This window comes from Variovorax sp. DAIF25 (assembly GCF_050711835.1).
Taxonomy (GTDB): domain Bacteria; phylum Pseudomonadota; class Gammaproteobacteria; order Burkholderiales; family Burkholderiaceae_C; genus Variovorax.
Map to the genome: position 1 here is coordinate 3887039 of NZ_CP136636.1, position 20085 is coordinate 3907123.

Annotated in this window: 22 protein-coding genes; 8 read left to right on the plus strand and 14 right to left on the minus strand. The window is 69.4% G+C overall.

Features of this window, described 5'->3' with window-relative positions; translation table 11 throughout:
* Window positions 1-146: 146 nt before the first annotated feature.
* On the plus strand, window positions 147-560 hold the full coding sequence (locus R0232_RS18095) for a hypothetical protein (protein WP_431508952.1): 414 nt from the start codon (window positions 147-149) through the stop codon (window positions 558-560).
* Window positions 561-675: 115 nt separating this feature from the next.
* On the opposite strand, the gene R0232_RS18100 is transcribed toward R0232_RS18095, so the two are convergent.
* Window positions 676-873 (minus strand): hypothetical protein, encoded by a 198-nt coding sequence (locus R0232_RS18100; protein WP_208511682.1) that lies wholly within the window; start codon window positions 871-873, stop codon window positions 676-678.
* A 306-nt stretch (window positions 874-1179) separates the two neighbouring features.
* On the opposite strand from R0232_RS18100, the gene R0232_RS18105 reads away from it, so the two are divergent.
* Window positions 1180-2415, plus strand: coding sequence for a class I SAM-dependent methyltransferase (locus R0232_RS18105; RefSeq protein ID WP_208511683.1), 1236 nt, complete (start codon window positions 1180-1182; stop codon window positions 2413-2415).
* A gap of 10 nt (window positions 2416-2425) precedes the next feature.
* Here R0232_RS18105 and R0232_RS18110 read toward each other — a convergent pair whose 3' ends face one another.
* Window positions 2426-2827 (minus strand): VOC family protein, encoded by a 402-nt coding sequence (locus R0232_RS18110; protein WP_431508953.1) that lies wholly within the window; start codon window positions 2825-2827, stop codon window positions 2426-2428.
* A gap of 235 nt (window positions 2828-3062) precedes the next feature.
* Between R0232_RS18110 and R0232_RS18115 the strand changes: the two genes are divergently transcribed.
* Window positions 3063-3527 carry a (2Fe-2S)-binding protein gene (locus tag R0232_RS18115; RefSeq protein ID WP_093342451.1) on the plus strand — a complete coding sequence of 155 codons (465 nt, stop codon included), beginning with the start codon at window positions 3063-3065 and terminating at the stop codon, window positions 3525-3527.
* A 1-nt stretch (window position 3528) separates the two neighbouring features.
* Window positions 3529-5724 (plus strand): molybdopterin cofactor-binding domain-containing protein, encoded by a 2196-nt coding sequence (locus tag R0232_RS18120; protein WP_431508954.1) that lies wholly within the window; start codon window positions 3529-3531, stop codon window positions 5722-5724.
* Window positions 5725-5733: 9 nt separating this feature from the next.
* Here R0232_RS18120 and R0232_RS18125 read toward each other — a convergent pair whose 3' ends face one another.
* Both R0232_RS18125 and R0232_RS18130 read right to left on the minus strand, forming a co-directional pair.
* Window positions 5734-6549, minus strand: coding sequence for a thioesterase family protein (locus R0232_RS18125; RefSeq protein ID WP_431508955.1), 816 nt, complete (start codon window positions 6547-6549; stop codon window positions 5734-5736).
* On the minus strand, window positions 6542-7537 hold the full coding sequence (locus R0232_RS18130) for a Rieske 2Fe-2S domain-containing protein (protein WP_431508956.1): 996 nt from the start codon (window positions 7535-7537) through the stop codon (window positions 6542-6544). The genes R0232_RS18125 and R0232_RS18130 overlap by 8 nt, the downstream gene beginning before the upstream one ends.
* Before the next feature lie 172 nt (window positions 7538-7709).
* Here R0232_RS18130 and R0232_RS18135 point away from each other — a divergent pair, with 172 nt between their 5' ends.
* The 3 genes from R0232_RS18135 (at window position 7710) to mgrA (ending at window position 11160) form a co-directional block, all read left to right on the plus strand.
* On the plus strand, window positions 7710-8357 hold the full coding sequence (locus tag R0232_RS18135; RefSeq protein ID WP_431508957.1) for a TetR/AcrR family transcriptional regulator: 648 nt from the start codon (window positions 7710-7712) through the stop codon (window positions 8355-8357).
* Window positions 8354-10009: an acyl-CoA dehydrogenase family protein gene (locus R0232_RS18140; RefSeq protein WP_431508958.1), complete on the plus strand. Its 1656-nt coding sequence runs from the start codon at window positions 8354-8356 to the stop codon at window positions 10007-10009. The genes R0232_RS18135 and R0232_RS18140 overlap by 4 nt, the downstream gene beginning before the upstream one ends.
* Window positions 10010-10119: 110 nt before the next feature.
* Window positions 10120-11160 carry an L-glyceraldehyde 3-phosphate reductase gene (gene mgrA, locus R0232_RS18145; RefSeq protein ID WP_208511690.1) on the plus strand — a complete coding sequence of 347 codons (1041 nt, stop codon included), beginning with the start codon at window positions 10120-10122 and terminating at the stop codon, window positions 11158-11160.
* 18 nt (window positions 11161-11178) lie between these two features.
* Here mgrA and R0232_RS18150 read toward each other — a convergent pair whose 3' ends face one another.
* Entirely contained in the window at window positions 11179-11385 is a 207-nt protein-coding gene (locus R0232_RS18150) for a dodecin (protein ID WP_093341942.1), read from the minus strand.
* A gap of 171 nt (window positions 11386-11556) precedes the next feature.
* Between R0232_RS18150 and R0232_RS18155 the strand changes: the two genes are divergently transcribed.
* On the plus strand, window positions 11557-11757 hold the full coding sequence (locus tag R0232_RS18155) for a hypothetical protein (RefSeq protein ID WP_208511691.1): 201 nt from the start codon (window positions 11557-11559) through the stop codon (window positions 11755-11757).
* A gap of 17 nt (window positions 11758-11774) precedes the next feature.
* On the opposite strand, the gene R0232_RS18160 is transcribed toward R0232_RS18155, so the two are convergent.
* The 9 genes from R0232_RS18160 to R0232_RS18200 all read right to left on the minus strand — a co-directional run bounded on the left by R0232_RS18160 (window position 11775) and on the right by R0232_RS18200 (window position 20072).
* The gene (locus tag R0232_RS18160) at window positions 11775-12950 is read right to left on the minus strand and encodes a c-type cytochrome (protein WP_431508959.1); all 1176 of its coding nucleotides are present in this window, start codon (window positions 12948-12950) and stop codon (window positions 11775-11777) included.
* Between the two features lie 25 nt (window positions 12951-12975).
* Entirely contained in the window at window positions 12976-13782 is an 807-nt protein-coding gene (locus tag R0232_RS18165; RefSeq protein ID WP_431508960.1) for an ABC transporter ATP-binding protein, read from the minus strand.
* Complete coding sequence (locus R0232_RS18170; RefSeq protein ID WP_296782601.1) at window positions 13776-14888, minus strand: ABC transporter permease; 1113 nt, start codon at window positions 14886-14888, stop codon at window positions 13776-13778. Before R0232_RS18170 ends, R0232_RS18165 begins: the two co-directional genes overlap by 7 nt.
* Before the next feature lie 172 nt (window positions 14889-15060).
* A complete protein-coding gene (locus R0232_RS18175; protein WP_431508961.1) occupies window positions 15061-16353 on the minus strand; it encodes an acyl-CoA dehydrogenase family protein in 1293 nt (430 codons plus the stop codon).
* 71 nt (window positions 16354-16424) lie between these two features.
* Entirely contained in the window at window positions 16425-17018 is a 594-nt protein-coding gene (locus R0232_RS18180) for a phosphatase PAP2 family protein (protein WP_431508962.1), read from the minus strand.
* 178 nt (window positions 17019-17196) lie between these two features.
* Window positions 17197-17592 carry a hypothetical protein gene (locus tag R0232_RS18185; protein WP_256222424.1) on the minus strand — a complete coding sequence of 132 codons (396 nt, stop codon included), beginning with the start codon at window positions 17590-17592 and terminating at the stop codon, window positions 17197-17199.
* A 632-nt stretch (window positions 17593-18224) separates the two neighbouring features.
* Window positions 18225-18440: a hypothetical protein gene (locus R0232_RS18190; RefSeq protein WP_431508963.1), complete on the minus strand. Its 216-nt coding sequence runs from the start codon at window positions 18438-18440 to the stop codon at window positions 18225-18227.
* Between the two features lie 160 nt (window positions 18441-18600).
* Window positions 18601-19266: an ankyrin repeat domain-containing protein gene (locus R0232_RS18195; protein WP_093341954.1), complete on the minus strand. Its 666-nt coding sequence runs from the start codon at window positions 19264-19266 to the stop codon at window positions 18601-18603.
* Complete coding sequence (locus R0232_RS18200; RefSeq protein ID WP_203201000.1) at window positions 19266-20072, minus strand: TatD family hydrolase; 807 nt, start codon at window positions 20070-20072, stop codon at window positions 19266-19268. Before R0232_RS18200 ends, R0232_RS18195 begins: the two co-directional genes overlap by 1 nt.
* Window positions 20073-20085: the final 13 nt, after the last annotated feature.

Here is a 20085-nt window from a genome sequence, read left to right on the forward strand (position 1 = left end):
CAGCGTGGTGACAGCCCCTACATCGCCCCGGATCGGCTGACAACCCCTCGTCAGGACGGAAACAATTGCTTGCATTCACTTGTAAAGAATGGTTTCATTCTGTTCAGAAATAAGGGAGCCAACTGAGCAGCGAGAAGGGAGCCAGCGTGAACCATCACGTGTCGACGCTTCGAAACCTGGCACGTCCGGCAATGCTTGCCCTGTGCCTTCTGCCGCTGGCGGCCCAGGCCGCCGACGGGACCATCCACTTCACTGGCGCGATCGTCGGCGCACCCTACGAGATGCGCGTCGATGCCAGGCCGGCCACGCTCTCCCACCGCGTGACGGCGAACGGCACCACCGAGATCCGCTTCCTGCGCCAGGAGATCGACCGGCCCAGCGCCAGCGTGCGCGTCGATGCGCTCGGCGCGCAGCCGCTGGCCATCGCGTTCGTCGATGCGCAGGGGCGGACGACGCCGCTCGCGCAACGCAGCGAGCGGGCGATCGGGCAGGACGGAGGGGTGTTGTCGCTGGCGGCGCAGGCGGCCGCCACTGCGCTCGTGACCGTGCGCTACGACTGAGCGCTCCCCCGGAACAGTCGGGGGAAAAGATTCGGACCATCCCCGGCGCAAGGCCGGGTGGAGCGGTGCGCGCCCCGCGGGCGCGTCTGTTCAGGCGATGGTCAGGGCCGGACGATTACCGTCGCGCGACGGCTTCGCGGCTCGCGCGGGCGGCCACGGCCGCATTCACCGCGTTCTCGGTCGCCATGCGCCGGCCGCCGCACAGGGTGCACTGGTAGTAGCGCAGCCACGGAAGCCAGCGCATCCAGGTGCGGCGCGGGATGCGTTCGAGATGAGCCAGCCCGCAGGCGCAGTTGGAAGATGAAATAGCCATCGGCATTGGAATTCAAGGTTGGTGTTCATCCGAGCTTTTTCCCTAGCCGAGGCTCTGAGGCCTGTGCGCAGCTTCGTTACGATTCCCGCAATTATTCTTTGTAAATAGTGCATTTGTATTACAGATTGTCAGATTTCTGAATACTGTAGTTTTCCGGCACCCCGCCGCCGCACCCACGGCTTCCCGTCAGATTCGAACGCTAAGTCGTGTCGCCATCAGGTCGAGCGCGGCATGTCCCTGCACATCGGAAGGAATCTCGCTATCGTGCTTTCCCGAATCGCAAGCAACACCAACACGGAGAAATGCATGCTTTGGGAAAAGAAGGTCGAACAGTGGAGCGCGGCCGTCCGCGCACGTGCCAATCTGCCCGCGCGGCTGACCTTGTGGGACGGCAAGTCGTACGACTTCGGCGACTTCAGCGGCCCCGCCGTCACCCTGCACGTGAAGTCGCCCTCGGCGCTGTCGCTGATGCTCGAGCCGACGCTGGCCAACCTCGGCGAGGCCTACGTGCAGAGCAAGATCGACATCGAGGGCAAGCTCACCGACATCATCGACATCGCCTACGCGCTCGCGAAGAGCTCGCTCGACAGCAGCACCGGCGCCGGTGCCAGCGCGCTCAAGAGCATGGCGCGCTACTTCACGCACACCAAGGCGTCGGACCGCAAGTCGATCCAGTACCACTACGACGTCTCGAACGCCTTCTACCAACTCTGGCTCGACCCGAACATGGTCTATTCGTGCGCCTACTTCGAGAACGGCGACGAGGACCTCGAGACGGCGCAGCTCAAGAAGATCGACCACATCCTCACCAAGATCCAGCTGCAGCCGGGCCAGACCCTGCTCGACATCGGCTGCGGCTGGGGCGCGCTCGTGATCCGCGCGGCGCAGAAGTTCGGCGCGCGCTGCGTGGGCGTGACCCTGTCGCAGAACCAGTTCGACCTCGCGACCGAGCGCGTGCAGGCCGCGGGCCTGGCCGACCGCATCGAGATCCGGCTGCAGGACTACCGCGACGTGGGCGGGCAGTTCGACCGCATCACCAGCGTCGGCATGTTCGAGCACGTGGGCCGCAAGAACCTGCCCGAGTACTTCCAGCGCGTGCGCGAGCTGCTGGCCGATGACGGCGTGGTGATGAACCACGGCATCACCTCGTCCGACCCCGAGGGCGGCGGCGTCTCGTACGGCGGCGGCGACTTCATCGACCGCTACGTGTTCCCGAACGGCGAGCTGCCGCACATCGGCCTGGCGCTGCAAGCCATGCAGCAGGGCGGCCTCGAGGCCTTCGACATCGAGAACCTGCGCCGCCACTACGCGCGCACGCTGCGGCTGTGGAGCGACGCCTACGAGGCGCACACCGAGCAGGTGCGCGCCATGGTCGACGAGGAGAAGTTCCGCATCTGGCGCGTGTACCTCGCGGGCTGCGCCTATGCGTTCGAGAACGACGACGTGGCGATCTACCAGATCGTGGGCCGCAAGGCCGGCCGCGCCGCCAGGACGCTGCCCTGGTCGCGGCGCTACATGTACGCCGGCGCGGTCGCGGCCTGAGCGGGCCGCATCAGCCCGCGCCGCGGCAGCCGGCCTCGACGTTGTTGCCGTCGGGGTCGAGCACGTAGGCGCCGTAGTAGTGCATCTCGGCCGGCCCGCGCGGGCCGGGAAAACCGTTGTCGATGCCACCGGCCTGCAGCGCCGCGCGGTGGAAGGCATCGACTTCCTGCGGCGTCTTCGCCGAGAACGCGAGGTGGATCGGGCTGGCCGACACCTGGTGCGCGCCGTTCCAGAAGGCCGGCTGGTCGGTGCCGATCCAGACGAAGGGCACGGTCCGCTCAGTGCTGCGCACGAGCAGGAACGAATGGGCGCTGTTGTCGATGGTCCGCAGGCCGAGCGCGCCCGCGACCGCGTCGTAGAAGCGGCGCGCGGCGCGCAGATCGCGCACCCTGAAGCCGATGTGGTCGAACATGGTGATCCTTTCCTGGGGGCCCGTGCATGGTCGACACCAGATCGGCGCCCGGGAACGGCCGCGCCGCGCATCGTGCGGCCGGACATCGCCTACGCACGATGTCCCGAAAGGAGGCTTGCGCGTCCTGCAGGAATTCCCGCGGCGTGACATCCTCCGGTCGGCCTGCCTGCGTGCCGCACCGCCCCGGGTGCGTCGCGGGGGCAGCGAACCACCCCACGACAAGGACACGAACAACATGAAAGTCAATGGAATCGAACGCCCGCTCGACGTCGACGGCGACACGCCGGTGCTCTGGGCCTTGCGCGACGTGCTCGGCATGACCGGTACCAAGTTCGGCTGCGGCATGGGCCTGTGCGGCGCCTGCACCATCCATGTCGACGGCGCGCCCACGCGGGCCTGCCTCACGACGGTGGAATCGGTGGGCAAGGCGAACGTGAGCACCATCGAGTCGCTCGCCGCCACGCGCGTGGGCCGCGCGCTGCAGAAGGCCTGGCTCGACCTCGACGTGGTCCAGTGCGGCTACTGCCAATCGGGCCAGCTGATGTCGGCCACCGCGCTGCTGAGCAAGAACACGGCGCCGAGCGACGAGGAGATCGATGCCGCGATGAGCGGCAACGTCTGTCGATGCGGCACCTATGTGCGCATCCGCACGGGCATCAAGGAGGCGGCACGCGCGCTCTCCGGAAAGGCGGTGGCCTGAGATGCTGATCGATCGACTGACGGAACACGCGCCGGTGGATTCGCCCGCGCTGTCGCGCCGCGGCTTCCTGAGCATCGGCGCCGCGCTCGGCGGCGGCCTGCTGATCGGCGTGGGCCTGGGCGCCGTGCCCGATGCGGCAGAGGCCGCAGGAGCCTCGGCGGGAACCCCGCCCTGGGCGCCCAATGCCTTCGTGAAGATCGCGCCCGATGGCCGCGTGACCGTGACCATGGGCTACATCGAGATGGGGCAGGGCACCTACACCAGCGTGCCGATGCTGATCGCCGAGGAGCTCGAGGTCGACCTGGCCGCGGTGCGCGTCGAGCATGCGCCGCCCGACGACAAGCTCTATGGCAATCCCCTGCTGGGCTTCCAGGTGACCGGCGGCTCGACCACCATCCGCGCCGCCTACGAGCCGCTGCGGCGTGCCGGCGCCACCGCGCGCACGGTGCTCGTGCAGGCCGCGGCCCAGCGCTGGAAGGTCGCGCCCGACAGCTGCAAGGCGGCCCGCGGCGAGGTCGTGCATGCAGCCAGCGGCCGGCGCCTGAAGTACGGCGCGCTGGTCGCCGACGCCGCGAAGCTGCCGCTGCCCGAGAAGGTCGCGCTCAAGGCACCGGCCGATTTCCGGCTGATCGGCACGCCCGCGAAGCGGCTCGACTCGCCGGCCAAGGTGGACGGCAGCGCGCTCTACGGCATCGATGCCAAGGTGCCGGGCATGAAGGTCGCCACGCTCGCGCAGTCGCCGGTGTTCGGCGGCCGCCTGCGCAGCGTGGACGACAGCAAGGCGAAGGCGGTGCGCGGCGTGCGCCAGATCGTGCGGCTCGACGACTGCGTGGCGGTGGTGGCCGACCACATGGGCGCGGCGAAGAAGGGCCTGGCGGCGCTCGCGATCGAATGGGACGGCGGCGCCAACGCGGGCATCGATTCGGCGGCGATCGTCGAATCGATGAAGCAGGCTTCGCTGCAGACCGGTGCGGTGGCGCGCAACGAGGGCGACAACGCGGCGGCGATGACCGGCGCGGCGCAGCGCCTCGAGGCCGTGTACGAGGTGCCGTTCCTGGTCCATGCGGCGATGGAGCCGCTGAACTGCACGGTGCATGTGCGGCCCGACGGCTGCGAGGTGTGGGTCGGCACGCAGGTGATCACGCGCGCGCGTGCCGCGGCGGCGACCGCATCGGGCCTGCCGGTGGAGAAGGTCACGGTGCACAACCATCTGCTGGGCGGCGGTTTCGGTCGCCGGCTCGAGGTCGACAGCATCACGCGCGCGGTGCAGATCGCGAAGCAGGTCGACGGCCCGGTCAAGGTGGTGTGGACGCGCGAGGAGGACACGCAGCACGACATGTACCGGCCGTACTTCTACGACCGCGTGAGCGCGGGCCTCGATGCGCAGGGCCGGCCGGTGGCCTGGCGCCATCGCATCACGGGCTCGTCGATCCTCAAGCGCTGGCTGCCGCCGGCCTACAACAACGGCTTCGATCCCGAAACCATCGACGGCGCCGAGAAACCGCCCTATGCGCTGCCGAACATCCGCATCGAGTACGTGAACCACGAGCCGCCGGTGCCCACGGCCTTCTGGCGCGGCGTGGGACCGACTCACAACGTGTTCGTGGTCGAGAGCTTCATCGACGAGCTCGCGCATGCGGCCAAGGCCGATCCGGTGGACTACCGGCGCGCGCTGCTGGGCGCCAACCCGCGCGCCAAGGCCGTGCTCGAGCTCGCGGCCCAGAAGGCCGGCTGGGGCACGCCGCTGCCGCCGCAGCGCGGGCGCGGCGTGTCGCTGCAGTTCGCGTTCGGCACCTTCATGGCGCTCGTGGCCGAGGTCGAGGTGCCGAAGGATGGCGGCGAGCCGGTGGTCAGGCGCGTGGTGTGCGCGCTCGACACCGGCGTGGTGGTCAACCCCGACACGGTGCAGGCCCAGGTGCAGAGCGGCGTGATCTTCGGCATCTCGGGCGCGCTGTGGGGCGAGGCGACGGTGAAGGACGGGCGCATCGAGCAGTCGAACTTCCACGACGTGCGGCCGCTGCGCATCAACGAGACGCCGGCGATCGAGACCCACATCGTGGCCAGCGGCGAAGCGCCCGGCGGCATGGGCGAGCCCGGCACCTCGGGCATCGCGCCCGCGATCACCAACGCGATCTTCGCGGTGACCGGCAAGCGCGTGCGCAAGCTGCCGGTGTCGCGCGGGCTGACGAGCGCTTGAGCCGAAACGCTAGCGCGCGAAGACGAGCAGCGTCTGCGTCGCGAAGCCGAAGCGGCCGCGCTCGTCGTGCAGCTGGCTGAAGGTGCAGCCGCTGCCGTCGGGCGCGACCGTGGTCACGGCATCGAGGCCGATCCAGTCGCCGACCGGCTGCCGCGCGAGCTGCAGCGAGAGGTCGGCGTTGGCGAAGTTGAAGCGCTCGACCGGCAGCACCCAGCTCAGGCCATTGCCGAAGTCGGCCGCGGCGGCGGCGCGCATCGCGGGCGAATTGGCCGCGCCCGCGACCAGCGGCACGCGCAGCCGAAACCAAGCAGCCGCCGGTCCCGGTGCCGCGGCATCGCCGGCCGCCACGCGGCTTTCGGTCGCCGTGTAATAGAACGAGCGCACGTCGGGCAGGCCCGGGATGCGCAGCGGTGCCGTGCAGTCCGACGGTGCCGGCATCGACAGGGCAGGGGCCAGCGGCCTTTGCAACGCTTCTTCGGGCGGCACCACGGGCTGCGTGCGCACCAGCAGCGCATGCGCCTTCGCCACCGGCTTGCCTTGGGCCAGCAGCGAGATCTCCACGCGCGCGGTGGTGCGGCCCGCCTCGGTCGTGACGGCGGACGACAGCAGGTCGACCGGCACCGGCCGGATCAGCTCGACCGTGAGCCGCGCGAGCTGCCAGCCTTCGCCCTCCATGGCCGACTCGGCGATGTGCGCAAGCAGGCCGCAGGGCGCACCGCCATGCTGCGCGCGCGGATCCCAGGGACCGCGCGCGAGCTCGCTGGCGCGCCAGGTGTTCGCGTCCTCGCGCACGAAGACGGCATCGGTGGCGGCGAGCTCATGCATGGGCGGCGATCTCGATGCGGCGCAGGGGCGCGGGGGCCGGGACTTCGTCCTCGGTCTCGAACTGCTCGGCCCAATGGCGGAAGCGCATGATGGGTCCGTCTCCCTCGGCGAGGCTGGGGCGCTTCCAGCGCATCTTGTGCTCCCAGATCGGCACGTCCTGGCTCACCTGGTGGATCGCCTCGTCGATCAGCGCGAGGCTCATGTCGGGCGAGACGATGCCCTGCAGCCGCGCCATCAGGCTGAAGCTCACGGCAACCCGGCCGGCCTCGATCGGCACCACCGAATCGACGAACAGGATCTCGGCCAGGTCGGCGATGCGAAAGCGCACCGTCGCGAAGTAGGGGCCGTACAGCGAGGTCTGGAGGAAGCCCGGCAGCCGGCCGCGCGGCGTGTTGAAGTCGTGCAGGATGTTCACGTGCAGCGCCGGTCCAGCGGGCTCGAAGCGGTCGAGCCGCGCCAGCGTGGCCACGCCGTGCAGATGGTGGAAGTGCGTGGTGTCGACGATGTTCTCCTGCACCTCCTGCCAGATCGTCGCGACCTCCCAGCGCTGGCGCCGGTAGCGCGACCACTGCGCATCGCCATGCTCGGGCATCGCCGGCACCTCGAAGCTGGGCGCGATGCCGCGCGGATGCCACCAGACCATCACCAGCCCGTTGCGCTCGACCAGCGGCCAGGACTTCAGGTGCCGCATCTCGAGGCGCGGATTCGGGCTGTAAGGAATGTCGGTGCAGGCGCCGTCGCCTGCGAACTGCCAGCCGTGGAACGGACAGCGCAGCGAGGTGCCGCAGACGCGGCCGCCATGGCCCAGGTGGGTGCCGAGGTGCGGACAGTGCGCATCCATCGCATGGGCCTGGCCCTGCATGTCGCGCCACAGCACGAACTCGCGGCCCATGGCCGTGAGGGGCTGCACCTCGCCCTTGCGAAGGTCCTCGCTGTAGGCAGCCTGGAACCAGCCATGACCGAAAGAGGAGTCGTCGAACCTGCGCATGGAGAAGCTTCCTTGGTGGTTGAACTGGACGCCGTGGCCGCCGGCGGCGTGATCGTTGCGATGCGGCCGAGGCGTCGAAGTATAGGGAGCCGGAGTGCAATTGCAATAAGAAATGAACTGTGATTCAATTCTTCGCGTGACCTACCGACGCACATCCAAAGTCGAAGAGCGCATGACGCTCACGCGCGAACGCATCGTGCTGGCCGCGCTCGAACTCGTGGCCACCCATGGCTACGGCGGCACCACCATGCCGATGGTCGCGGCCACGGCCGAGGTCTCGACCGGCTTGCTCTACCAGTACTTCCCGTCGAAGACCGACCTGTTCGACGAGGTCTTCCGCCAGGCCTCGCAGCGCGAGATCGACGCCTGCGCCGCCGCGGCCGCCTCCGGGAGCGGTGCCGGCGAGCGATTGGCCGCGATCATCCGCACCTTCGCGCACCGCGCGCTCAAGCGGCCCAAGCTCGCGTGGGCCCTGCTGGCCGAGCCGGTGGCGCCGCAGATCGACGAGGACCGGCTGCGCTTTCGCGAACCCTATCGCGCAATCTTCGTGACCGTGATCGAGGACGGCATCGACAGCCGCGAGTTCCGCGCGCAGAACGCGCACACCAGCGCCGCGGCGATCGTCGGCGCGCTGGCCGAAGCCATGATCGGCCCGCTCGCGCTCGGCGTGCTGTCCAAGCGCGCGGCGCAGCGCGTGGTGGAAGACATCGTCGCGCTGTGCCTGGCCGCGGTGCTCGATCACGCCGCGCGAACCGCCCCCGCGAAGAAAGGGCAGGGCGCGAATGCGCCGGTTCCGCCTTCGGCAAAGGAGACACCATGACCGACTTCATCCAGCCCCATCCCGAGCTGTCGAACCGCTTCGCGAGCGACCGCACCCTGCACCACACGCTCGAACGCCTGCTGCCCGCCGAGGTCTTCGCCGACGCGAGCCCGCTGTTCCAGCGCATGGGCGAGCGCGCGATGCGCGAGATTCCCGCGCTGGCCGCGACGGCCGAGCACAACGTGCCGCGCCACGAGCCCTTCGATGCCTGGGGCCGGCGCGTCGACCGCATCGAGGTCGATCCGGCCTGGCATCGCCTGGTCGACATCGGCCTCGAGGAGGGCCTGGTCGCGTTGCCCTACGAGAACCCCTATGGCGAATTCACGCGCGTGGTGCAGGCCGGCCTCGTGAACCTGTACGACGGCGCGGGCGCGGTGGCCTCGTGTCCGCTGGTGATGACCGATGGCGCCGCGCGCCTGCTCACCCTGCACGACGAGGCACTGGCCGCGCGCTACAAGCCGAAGCTCACGGCGCGGCAAGGCGGCTGGACCTCGGGCCAGTGGATGACCGAGAAGGAGGGCGGCTCCGATGTCGGCCAGACCTCGACCGTCGCGCGTCCGCGCGGCGACGGCACCTGGTCGTTGCACGGCACCAAGTGGTTCACCTCGGCCACCACCTCGCAGATGGCGCTCGCGCTCGCGCGGCCCGACGACGCGGTGCCGGGCAGCCGCGGGCTGTCGCTGTTCCTGGTCGAGCTGCGCCGCCCGGACGGCAGCTGGAACCACATCGCCGTGCGGCGCCTGAAGGACAAGCTCGGCACGCGCGCCCTGCCGACGGCGGAGCTCGAGCTCGAAGGCACGGTCGCGGTGCCGGTCGGCGGCATCGATCGCGGCGTGGCCAAGATCGGCGACCTGCTCAACGTCGCGCGGCTGTGGGCCTCGTGGGGTGGTCCGGCGGGCGTGGGCCATCTGCTGATGCTGGCGCGCGACTACGCGACCCGCCGCCGCGTATTCGGCCAGCTGCTCACCGAGAAGCCGTTGCATGCGCAGTGGATCGCGCGCATCACGGCCGAGTACGAGGCGATGCTCGCGCTCAACTTCGAGACCGCGCTCGCGCTCAATCGCCACGAGCGCGGCACCGGCGCGCCCGGGCTGGCGCGCCTGCTGGCGCCGCTGACCAAGCTGGCCTGCGCGCGCCAGAGCATCTGGGCCGCGAGCGAGCTGGTCGAGAGCTTCGGCGGCGCGGGCTATGTGGAGGACACGGGCATCCCGCGCGTGCTGCGCAACCTGCATGTGCATTGCATCTGGGAGGGCACGACCTCGGTGCTCGCGCACGACGTGCTGCGGGCGCTGCGCGCGCCCGAGGCGGGCGAGGCCTTTCTCGCCGACATCGACGGGCGGCTCTCGACGCTCGCGGGCCATGGCACGCGCGCACCCGATGCCATCGTGCATGCGCGGCGCACGCTCGCGGAGCTGATGCCGCGCGCGCAGGAGAGCGATGGCCGGCGCCTGGCCTGGGGCATGGCGCGCACCTACCAATCGGTGCTGCTGCTCGAGGCGGCCGCATGGCGCCAGGCGCGCAAGGCCGACGGCTCGGGATGGACCGCATTGCGGCTGTTCCTGCAGGACGCGCTGGTGCCGCCGGTGCTGCCCGCATCGGACGAGGAACTCGCGGCGCTGGCCTTCGGGCGCGACACGGCCGTGGCGTCGTAAGGGAGCGGGTCGGCGGCCTGCGCGTCGACGCGATTGCCGCTATCCTCGAACGCGAAGTACCGGCGCCGACATGGCGCCTTTCTCTTTCTCTTCGCGCTCTTCCATCGCCCATGACCTACCTCGCCGCCTCCACGCGCTACGAATCCATGCCCTACCGAAAGGTGGGCCGCAGCGGCCTCGTGCTGCCCGCCATCTCGCTCGGCCTGTGGCACAACTTCGGCGACACCACGCCGATCGCCACCCAGCGCCAGCTGCTGCGCACCGCCTTCGACCTCGGCATCAACCACTTCGACCTGGCCAACAACTATGGCCCGCCCTACGGCAGCGCCGAAACCAATTTCGGCCGCCTGCTGCGCGAGGACTTCAAGCCCTACCGCGACGAGCTGATCATCTCGAGCAAGGCCGGCTGGGACATGTGGCCCGGCCCCTACGGGCAGGGTGGCGGCTCGCGCAAATACGTGCTGGCCAGCCTCGACCAGAGCCTGCAACGCATGGGCCTCGACTACGTCGACATCTTCTATTCGCACCGTTTCGATCCGCACACGCCGCTGGAGGAAACCGCCTCGGCGCTGGCCCAGGCGGTGCAGCAGGGCAAGGCGCTGTACATCGGCATCTCGTCGTACTCGGCCGGCAAGACGCGCGAGATGGCCGCGCTGCTGCGCGAATGGAAGGTGCCGCTGCTGATCCACCAGCCGGCCTACAACCTGTTCAACCGCTGGATCGAGAAGGACCTGCTCGGCGCCACCGAGGAACTCGGTGCCGGCGTGATCGCGTTCACGCCGCTGGCGCAGGGCCTGCTGACCGACAAGTACCTGCAGGGCGTGCCGGCCGATGCGCGCATCAACCGCCCGGGCGGTGGCTCGCTGAAGCCCGAGCACCTGTCGGATGCCAACATCGAACGTGCACGCGCGCTGAACGCGATCGCACAGCGCCGCGGCCAGTCGCTGGCCCAGCTCGCGCTGACCTGGACCCTGCGCGATCCGCGCGTGAGTTCCGCGCTGATCGGCGCGAGCCGGCCCGAGCAGATCGTCGACAACGTGGCCGCGCTCAAGGGTGCACCGCTGAGCGCGGAGGAGCTCGCCGAGATCGACCGCCATGCGGTCGAGGGCGGCGTCAACCTCTGGGAAAAACCATCGACCGACTTCGCCTGAACGAGCCGGCGCTCACGCTCACTCGAGCGTGAAGCCGATCTTCAGCGTGACCTGCCAATGGGCCACGCGGCCCTCGGCCACATGGCCGCGCGTCTCGACGACGGTGAACCACTGGATGTTGCGCACCGTCTCGTGCGCCTTGGCGATCGCGCCCTGGATCGCGTCCTCGATGCTGGTGGTGGACGAGCCGGTGAGCTCGAGGCTCTTGTAGACATGGTTCGACATGGTCGGTATCTCCTGATGTGCAGCGATGCAGAGGGAAGAAAGGATGCCGGTCCATCGTACGCCGCGCACCGCGCGGCAGGGCGATCACGGAATGCATCAGGTAACTCGCAATCCGTCTTTGAGTTGCCGCATGCCTTGCGCAGAATCGATGCGTTACCCATCGAGTCCCCCATGCCCTTGCGCACCTACCATTCCGTGGCCGACCAGGCCCAGCTCGTCATCTCGCGCACCGCCACCGCGTGGCGGGTGCCGCCCGCGTCGGCCCATGCGATCGCGCGCCGCGCGGCCTACGGCCATGTGCCGCGCCGTGCGCTGCGCCGCCTGCAGGCCATGGCCACGCTGCGGCCCGCGGTGCTGATGCATTCGTGGTGAACGACGGCGCCGCGCCGTCAATGCACGAAGCCGCCCTTCACGAAACGCACCGGCTGCGCATCCATGCGCGTGATCAGCGCGCCGAGCCCGTCGGCCGCGGCCACCGGGGTGCTTGCCGTTCCTGAGGCAGCCTCGGCACGGCACAGCAGGTCGTCGTCGCTCCATGCACTCTTGCCGGGCTCGCCGCGCGCGCGCAGCCAGCCCGCGCGATCGACCAGCAACTGCGTGCCCTCGAGCTTCTCGGTAGCCGCGATCAGCGAGAAAGCCTCCCACGCCGCGGGCGAATCGGCCACGCAGGCGATGCTCCGGTCGTCCTGTTTCGATGCAGCCGCGGGCTCGCGCTCGAGCAGCACCGTCACCAGGCGCGGGTCCTCGAGCAACGCACTTGCGTTATCGCCGGCGGCCACGATCCGCATGCGCTGGCCGCGCCAGCTGCTGAGCATGCGCACCGGCTTGCCGTCGCAACGCACCGCCATGTCGGGCGGGCTCACGGGCTGGGCCCACACGCCCGCCACGCGCAGGCTTTCGCCGGCGGCCTGGGCCTTCATGTAGTCGATCAGGGCCCAGGCGTCGCTTTCGCTCAATCGGCCTTGAAAGCCCGGCATCGTCAATGCGCCGTGGCGATCGCGCGTGCCGTGCAGCACGCGCCACAGCAGGTCGCCATCGGCACGGCGCCAGAGCAGCGGACCCGTGAGATTCGGTGGCCACACGGGCTGCGCCGCGGCCAGCGGACCCTGGCCGCGTCCGTCGCTGCCATGGCAGGCCACGCAGTTCTGCGCGTAGAGCGTGCGGCCGCGCGCGATGGCCTCGGCGCTGAAGCCCGCCGCGTGCTGCTGAAAGCTCGTGGGATGCGCGGGCACGAGGACCACATTGGCATCGGGCCAGGGTGCCAGCACCACGGGCAACACCGCGGCGCCCAGCAGCCAGATCCGGCGCCGGCGCCAAAGCAGCGCCAGGACCAGCACGAGCAGCGACAGTCCCAGCAGCACGACACTGATGCCGAGCCGGCGCGCCTGGCCCAGGTCGATCAGCAGGTTCTCGCCCGACAGCCGCTGGTCCCAGGGCCAGGCGGGCTGCCCGTGCGCATGCGCGACCAGGCCCAGCGTATCGAGCAGCCGCAGCAGCTGCAACTGCAGGGTCTGCAGCCCCTCGATCAGGACATTGAGCCAGGCCGCATCGGGCAGCGCGTTCATCGCGCCCGCGCCTCGAAGGCCGGTCTCACCAGGTCGCGTCCAGGCCCAGGTGGCGCAGCGCCTCGTGGCGCAGCTCGGCCAGGCGCGGATCGCCGCGATGGCGCGGATAGGGCAGGTCCACCACCAGCTCGGCCGCGATGCGCGCCGGCCGGTCGCTCAGCACGATCACGCGGTTGGCCAGGAACAGCGCTTCTTCGACGTCGTGCGTGACCAGCAGGGCCGAGAAGCCGTCGCGCTGCCAGAGGTTCACGAGCTCGCTCTGCATCGCGATGCGCGTGAGCGAATCGAGCTTGCCCAGCGGCTCGTCGAGCACCAGCAGCTGCGGGTCGTTGACCAGCGCACGCGCCAACGCCACGCGCTGCGCCATGCCGCCCGACAGTTGATGCGGATAGGCCTTCGCGAATTCGGTGAGGCCGACGCGCTGCAGCGCCTCGTCGACCCGGCCGCGCTGCGCGTCGAGCACGCCGCGCGCCTGCAGGCCCAGCGCCACGTTGTCCCAGACGCTGCGCCACGGGAACAAGGTGGGATCCTGGAACACCACGATGCGCGAGGGATCGGGTTTCTCGATGGTCTCGCCGTTCTGCGTGATGCGGCCTGTGGTCGCGGGCTCGAGGCCGGCCACCAGGCGCAGCAGCGTCGACTTGCCGCAGCCGCTCGGGCCGAGCAGCGCGACGAACTCGCCGGGGCGCACCTGCAAGTCGATGTTGTCGAGCACCTGCAGCACGCCCGTGGGCACTTCGAACCAATGGCTCACGCCGTGGATGTCGATCAGCGCGCCGGTGTTGGTGGCGGTGCCTTGCTCGATGGTGGGGGAGAGGACGGCTTCTACCATTTGACGGTTCCCTTCTGCCACGACAGCACGCGGTCGCGCACCTTGAACAGCAGCGTGATCAGGCCCGAGCAGAGCGCTGCCATGACCAGCAGCGCCGCATACATGTTGGCGTACGAGGCCCAGCCCTGGGCCCACTGCAGGTACCAGCCGAGGCCGGCCTTCACGCCCATCATCTCGGCCGTGATCAGCACCGAGAACGATGCGCCCAGGCCCATGAACAGGCCCACGAAGACCTGCGGCAGCGCGGCCGGAATGGCCACGCGCAGCACCAGGAAGCGCTCGGAGGCGCCCAGCGTGCGCGCCACGTCGTAGTAGCTCTTGCCGACCGAGGCCACGCCCGACCAGGTCAGCACCGCGACCGGGAAGAAGGTGGCGAGGCCGACCAGGAACACCGCGGCCACGTAGCTCGAGGGCGCGAAGAAGAAGGCCAGCGGCAGCAGCGCCGATGCGGGCACCGGGCCGAGGAAGCGCAGCAGCGGATGCACCCAGTAGCCCGCGATGCGCGACCAGCCGACCGCCACGCCCGTGACGAAGCCGACCAGCGCGCCGATCACGAAACCGTTGGCCAGCAGGCGCAGCGAGTAGGCGGTGGACAGGCCCAGCCGCTGCCAGTCCTCGTGCAGCACGTCGATCAAACTCTGCGGCGGCGCGAAGAAGGGGGAGGGCAGCACGGCGAGCTTGGCGGTGGCGATCTCCCACAGCGCGAGCACCAGCGCCGAGGCCACCAGCCACTGGCCGGCCGGGCGCAGCGTGCGCGCGACGCGGCCGGCACGCGGGCCGAGCAGCGCGATGACGAGGAAGACCGCGGCGATCACCAGCGTGGCATAGCCGAATTCCTCGGTGAAGTTCCAGTCGCTGAAGCCGATCGGCTTGTTGGGCCACAGCAGCGTGAGCAGGCCCAGCGCCAGCCATGCCGCGGCGGCCAGCACGCCGGTGCGCCAGAGGCCCGGCGGCAGCGCGTGGCGGCGAGCGAGCACGGTAGCGGCATCGGTGGCCACCGGTGCGGGCGGACGCGGCGCGCGGGGCAGGGGGGCCGCGGTGGTGCCGCGGAACTCCGGCGCGTTCAGCACGCCGGACACGTCGAGTGCGTGATCGGCCGAGGTCATGCCTGGGCGCTCCCGGTGGCAGGTTGATCGTCGTAGAGGGTCATGGGAATTGCTCCGCCGGAGGATGAAGAAGGGAAGGGCGAGTGTTGGCGCTGCACCCGCCCCGGCCAACGAATGAATGCACGCATGGATATGCGGATTCGTCGGCTGCGGCATGTCGCCGCCGGGGCCTTCAGGACGAGACGTTCGCGCCCACGGCCCAGTAGAAGGTGGGCCGGGCGCCGTTGAGCAGGTGGTCGCCGACCACGCGGCCCTTGTAGATGGTCGGGTTGTGCGAGGCCAGCGTGCGCGCGTTGCGCCAGTGGCGGTCGAGCCGGATGTCCTCCTGCAGCGCCGAGGCACCGCCGACGTCGAACAGCCGCGTGCCGGCCTGCAGCACCGCGTCGACGATGCCGGCCTGGGCCTTGGCGGTCTCGAGCTCGACCTGGAACAGCAGCGGCTCGGGGATCGCTTCGCCGCGCTGGCGCAGGCGGTCGATCTCGCCCAGGGTGCGCGCCACCGCCTGCACCGTCGAGCTCGCGACGAAGGCCGTGCTCGCGAGCTGCCCGACGACCTGCTGCACCAGCGGGTCCTCGCGCGGCGTGCTGCCGCTGCCGTGGCTGTAGACACGCTTGCGCGGCTGCACGAAGTCGACCGCGTCGCGCACGATGGCTCGCGCGATGCCGGCCAGGGTGGCGAGGTGCGTGAGCTGGAATTGCGCGGTCAGCGGTGTGGGCTGGTCGCGCACGTAGAGCAGCACGTGCGCCGGATCGACGCGCACGTTGCGAAAGCGCGTGGTGCCCGAGGCGCTCAGGCGCTGGCCGAAGCCGCGCCAGTCGTCGACGCGCTCCACGCCCGGCGCTTCGGAGGGCACCAGCGCGATCACGCGGTCGTTGCTTCCGTCGTCGTTGTGTCGCTGCGCCGAGACCGCGATCCATTCGGCATAGAGCGTGCCGGTGCTGTAGTACTTGTCGCCCTCGAGGCGCCAGCCGTCGCCGTCGCGGCGCAGCGTGGTCTGCATCTGGCCGAGCGGGCCTTCGCCGAGCTCGGTGGTGGCATTGCCGAAGATCACGCCGTCGGCCGCGAGCCGCAGCCAGGGGCCGTGCAGCGCGGGATCGATCTCGGCGAACAGGCGCTCGATGAAGCCGAAATGGGCGCGCAGGATCTGCGGCAGGTTGGAGTCGGCCTCGCCGAGCTCGATCAGCAGGTCGAAGAACTGCTCGACCGTGGCGCCGAGACCGCCTTGGGCGACCGGCACGCGCAGCGCGCCGAAGCCGGCCTGGGCCAGCCAGGCCACGGCGTCGTGGGCCAGCAGGCGTTCGTTCTCGCGTTGCACCGCGCCTTCGGCGATGCGCGCGAAGATCGGGCGGAAGCGGTCGGCGAGCTGGTCGTAGGAGGGCGGTTGGGGTTGCGAGGCGCGCGGCGGCACGGCCACGGGCGTTGGGTTGCCGGGCGCGGTGCGCGGCGGATGCGTGAGGGATTCCATGGGGCGACGACTTTGCAGCCGCGCCCTTCGATTGGGAAATGCGCTTTTCGAGTTTTCTTATGCCGCGCGGCTCAGGCGCGCGGCCTCGGCATCGTCGGCCAGCGCTTGCCCGCCAGGCCCGGCATGCGGGTGGCGAGTTGCTGCGCCCCGAGTTCCAGCATCCACCAGGCAGCGCCGAGCAGGCCCGCCATGAGCGCGCCGAACATCAGGCCGACCGCGATGTCGAGCGGGAAATGCACCCCCACGTGAATGCGCGCCCAGCCCGTGGCGGCCGCCACCGCGAACAGCGCGATGCCCGGCGCGCGCAGCGCCGGCCGCGCGAGGAAGGCGAAGGCCACCATGAACATCACCGAGGCATGCGTGCTCGGCAGCGCGGCGCTGGCGCCGTGCGGGATGTAGGCCGGCACCAGGCCCAGGATGAAGGGCCGCGGCATGTTGATGCGCGCCGCGATCTCCTGGCACAGCATGGCGGTGAGCCCGGCACCCGCGAGCATGAAGAGCACATAGGCCCGATGGCCGGGCCGGCGCCAGGCAGCGGCGCCGATCACGGCCGTGGAGAGCCAGGGACCGCCGAGCGCGAGCCCGACCGCGATCGCCAGCACCCAGGGTGTGGGATGGGGGCCGGCGGCGAGCCACTGCAGCAGATCAAGATGGAATGCGTTCATGCAGCCTCCCGGAACGAACGGGATGGGGCAAGGACAGTGCGCGGGCAGGCACGAGCGGCGCGGCAAGGGCGCGGACGGGCGAAGGACATGGAGGAGGCCTCGTGGGCGAAGTGAAGCGGCCCTGCCGCGGGGCGTCAGGGAAGCGATGGATGCGGCGCGCTCGCGCCGTCGGAATGGATCAGGCGAAGGACGGCGGTGCCGTGGTCGGCGGCAGCCGCAGCCAGGGGCGGGGCAGGGGAGGCGCCCCACTCCGCGCGCCGATGCGCCGCGGCGGTTCGTGACGTGCACCGGTCAGGCCGGTCGCCACGACGATGGTCAACGGCAGCAGCGCGAGCACGATGCCCATGAAGCCATCGAAGGCCGCGCTCAGGACATTGACCATGACCGTGCAGCAGGACGCCTGCGCGAACATGGTGGTCTCGAGGCTTTTCGCATGGCCGGCGCGCTCGTCGGGTTCGAAGCGCACGGTCTCGCCGGCATTGCGCACCTTGAGGCCGGGCTCGTCCTCGAGGCCGTCGCTGTGGAAATGCGCCGAGATGAACGGGTGCAGCAGCACCAGCCAAAGACCGATCACGCACCCGATGCATCGGTGCGCGTCGATCCATCGGCGGAGCCTGGCCAGCAGCATGCGGCGGATGCTAGGCGGCAAATATGAACAGAATATGAGTACTCGCCGAATTCATGCGGATTCGAGGGCCTCCCGAACGCCCCGAACTATCGGCGCCGTCCGACACGGACGTTCATCACGAAGACTGAGCATCCCGTTGTCCCGAGCGACTCCTCCTCCCTGGCTTGGGGCACCTACCGTGACAGCTGTAGGTTCTTGAGCGCCCGGCCTTCGTGCCGGGCGCCTTTTCTTTTGCGGGTTCGACGGGCTTCGTGGGGGACGGGGGCAGCGGTGGCCTCTTCAGCCGCATTTCCGCAATCACGGCGTCACAACGGTCTTGCCTCGCTTGGCTGCCATCTGGCCAAACAACAAGATCATTGATTTTACATAATGCACATTGTACGGATTAGCCGGAAAAGCAGAGAGGCGGGGTTTCGTGGGCCATGGCTCCAGCGCTGCAGGAATGTCGCTCGATGACGCGAATCCTTGGCCGCTCATAGCAACAACTCGATCCGGGTACTGCCGGCATGTGGCCCCCATGCCCACGACTGCGATCGCAGTCTCTGCACTCGCGGGCCCTCAGCCCCGCATGCGAAACCTCAATCCCGCGCGTCCAACCCGCCATCGATCGCCAGGTCCGCTTGCCGGATCTGCCGACGCCGACGCAGCGCCTCGCTCATGCCGTCACGCACACCGGCCTTGATGACCAGGTACAGGAGCCAGCCCACGAGCGTGCCGGCGATCAGGATCGCTGCGAGCACAGACATCTGCCATGCCAAGGCGCCGCCGCCGAGCTGCTGGATGGTGACTTGCATGGATGTTCAGGGCGAAAAAAAGGGCTTCATCGAAGCCCTCATTCTGTCCGCGCCTGTTTCCAACAAATACAAACTTCATCAAGCTTTCACTTGATTGGCAGGAAATAAGTCACGAACTACAGCCGCCAGAAACAAAAACTACTACTTTATTAACAATTTACTACCACTTCCCATCCTTCGGAACCGGCTTCGCCGCCGACGTCGCCGCGATCAGCGCCGCGGCTTCCGAACGATTGGCGCGGTTGGCGAAATCGACCGCGGTCATGCCCAGCTGGTTCTTCATCGTGACGTCCGCGCCCTCGGCCAGCAGCAGCTTCACCGCGTCGGTCGAACCGTACATCGCGGCCATCATCAGCGGCGTAGTGCCGTTGGGCGATTGCGCGTCGATGAAGGCGAAGTTGTCGAGCAGCTGCTTCATGATCGCCAGGTGCCCGCCGGTGGCCGCATAGTGCAGCGGCGTCCAGCCGGGCTTGTTGATGTCGGCATCGCGCTTGATGAGCTGGGTGACGAGGTCCTGCTGGCCCTTGATGGCAGCGAGCATCAACGGGCTCTCGTCCTTGGCGTTGCGCAGCTCGACATTGGTCTGCGGCGACTCGAGCAGCACCTGGATCACCTTCGGCGACGGCTCGCGCAGCGCGATCAAGAGGCCCGTCTGGCCGCGCTCATCGCGCGTGTTGGGGTCGAAGCCGCGTTGCAGCAGGCTGCGGACACCGCTCGGATTGTCGGCGCGCACGGCCCGGAAGAAGTCCTCGAAAGAACCTGCATGCGCGGAGAAAACTGCTGCAAAAGCAGACAGATAAACGAGCTTCTTGAAGTTTTTCTTCATCATTGTCGAACCCCCTTGAACAGTGTCTCGAAGTTGTCGCTGGTCGCCTGGGCCACGGCCTCGACCGGCAACTGCCTCAGCTCGGCGATCTGCCGCGCCACGTACGGCACGTAGGCCGGCGTATTGGTCTTGCCCCGGTACGGCACCGGGGCCAGGTACGGGCTGTCGGTCTCGATCAGCATGCGCTCGAGCGGCACGAAGGCCGCCACGTCACGCAGATCCTGCGCCTTCTTGAAGGTCAGGATGCCCGAGAAGGATATGTAGAAGCCGAGGTCCAGCGCGGCGCGTGCCACCTCGGCGGTTTCGGTGAAGCAGTGGAACACGCCGCCGGCCGCGCCCGCGGAGCCGTCCTCGCCCTCCTCCTTGAGGATCGCGATGGTGTCGGCCGAAGCCTCGCGCGTGTGGATCACGAGCGGCTTGCCGGTCTGCCGGGCGGCGCGGATGTGCACGCGGAAGCGCTCGCGCTGCCATTCGAGGTCGGCGATGCTGCGGCCGCCCTTGCGTTCTTCCATCTGGTAGTAGTCGAGACCGGTCTCGCCGATCGCCACCACGCGCGGCCGCGCGGCCAGGCGCACGAGGTCGTCGACGCTGGGCTCGAGCGTGTCCTCGGTGTCCGGATGCACGCCCACGCTGGCCCAGAAGTTGTCGTAGCGCGCGGCCAGTGCCTGCACGTCGTCGAACTCCTCGAGCCGCGTGCAGATGCACAGGGCCCGGTCGACCTGGGCGGCGGCCATGGCTGCGCGCACCGTGTCCATCTGGTCGGCGAATTCGGGAAAGGTCAGGTGGCAGTGGGAGTCGGTGAACATCGCCAGGAATCTG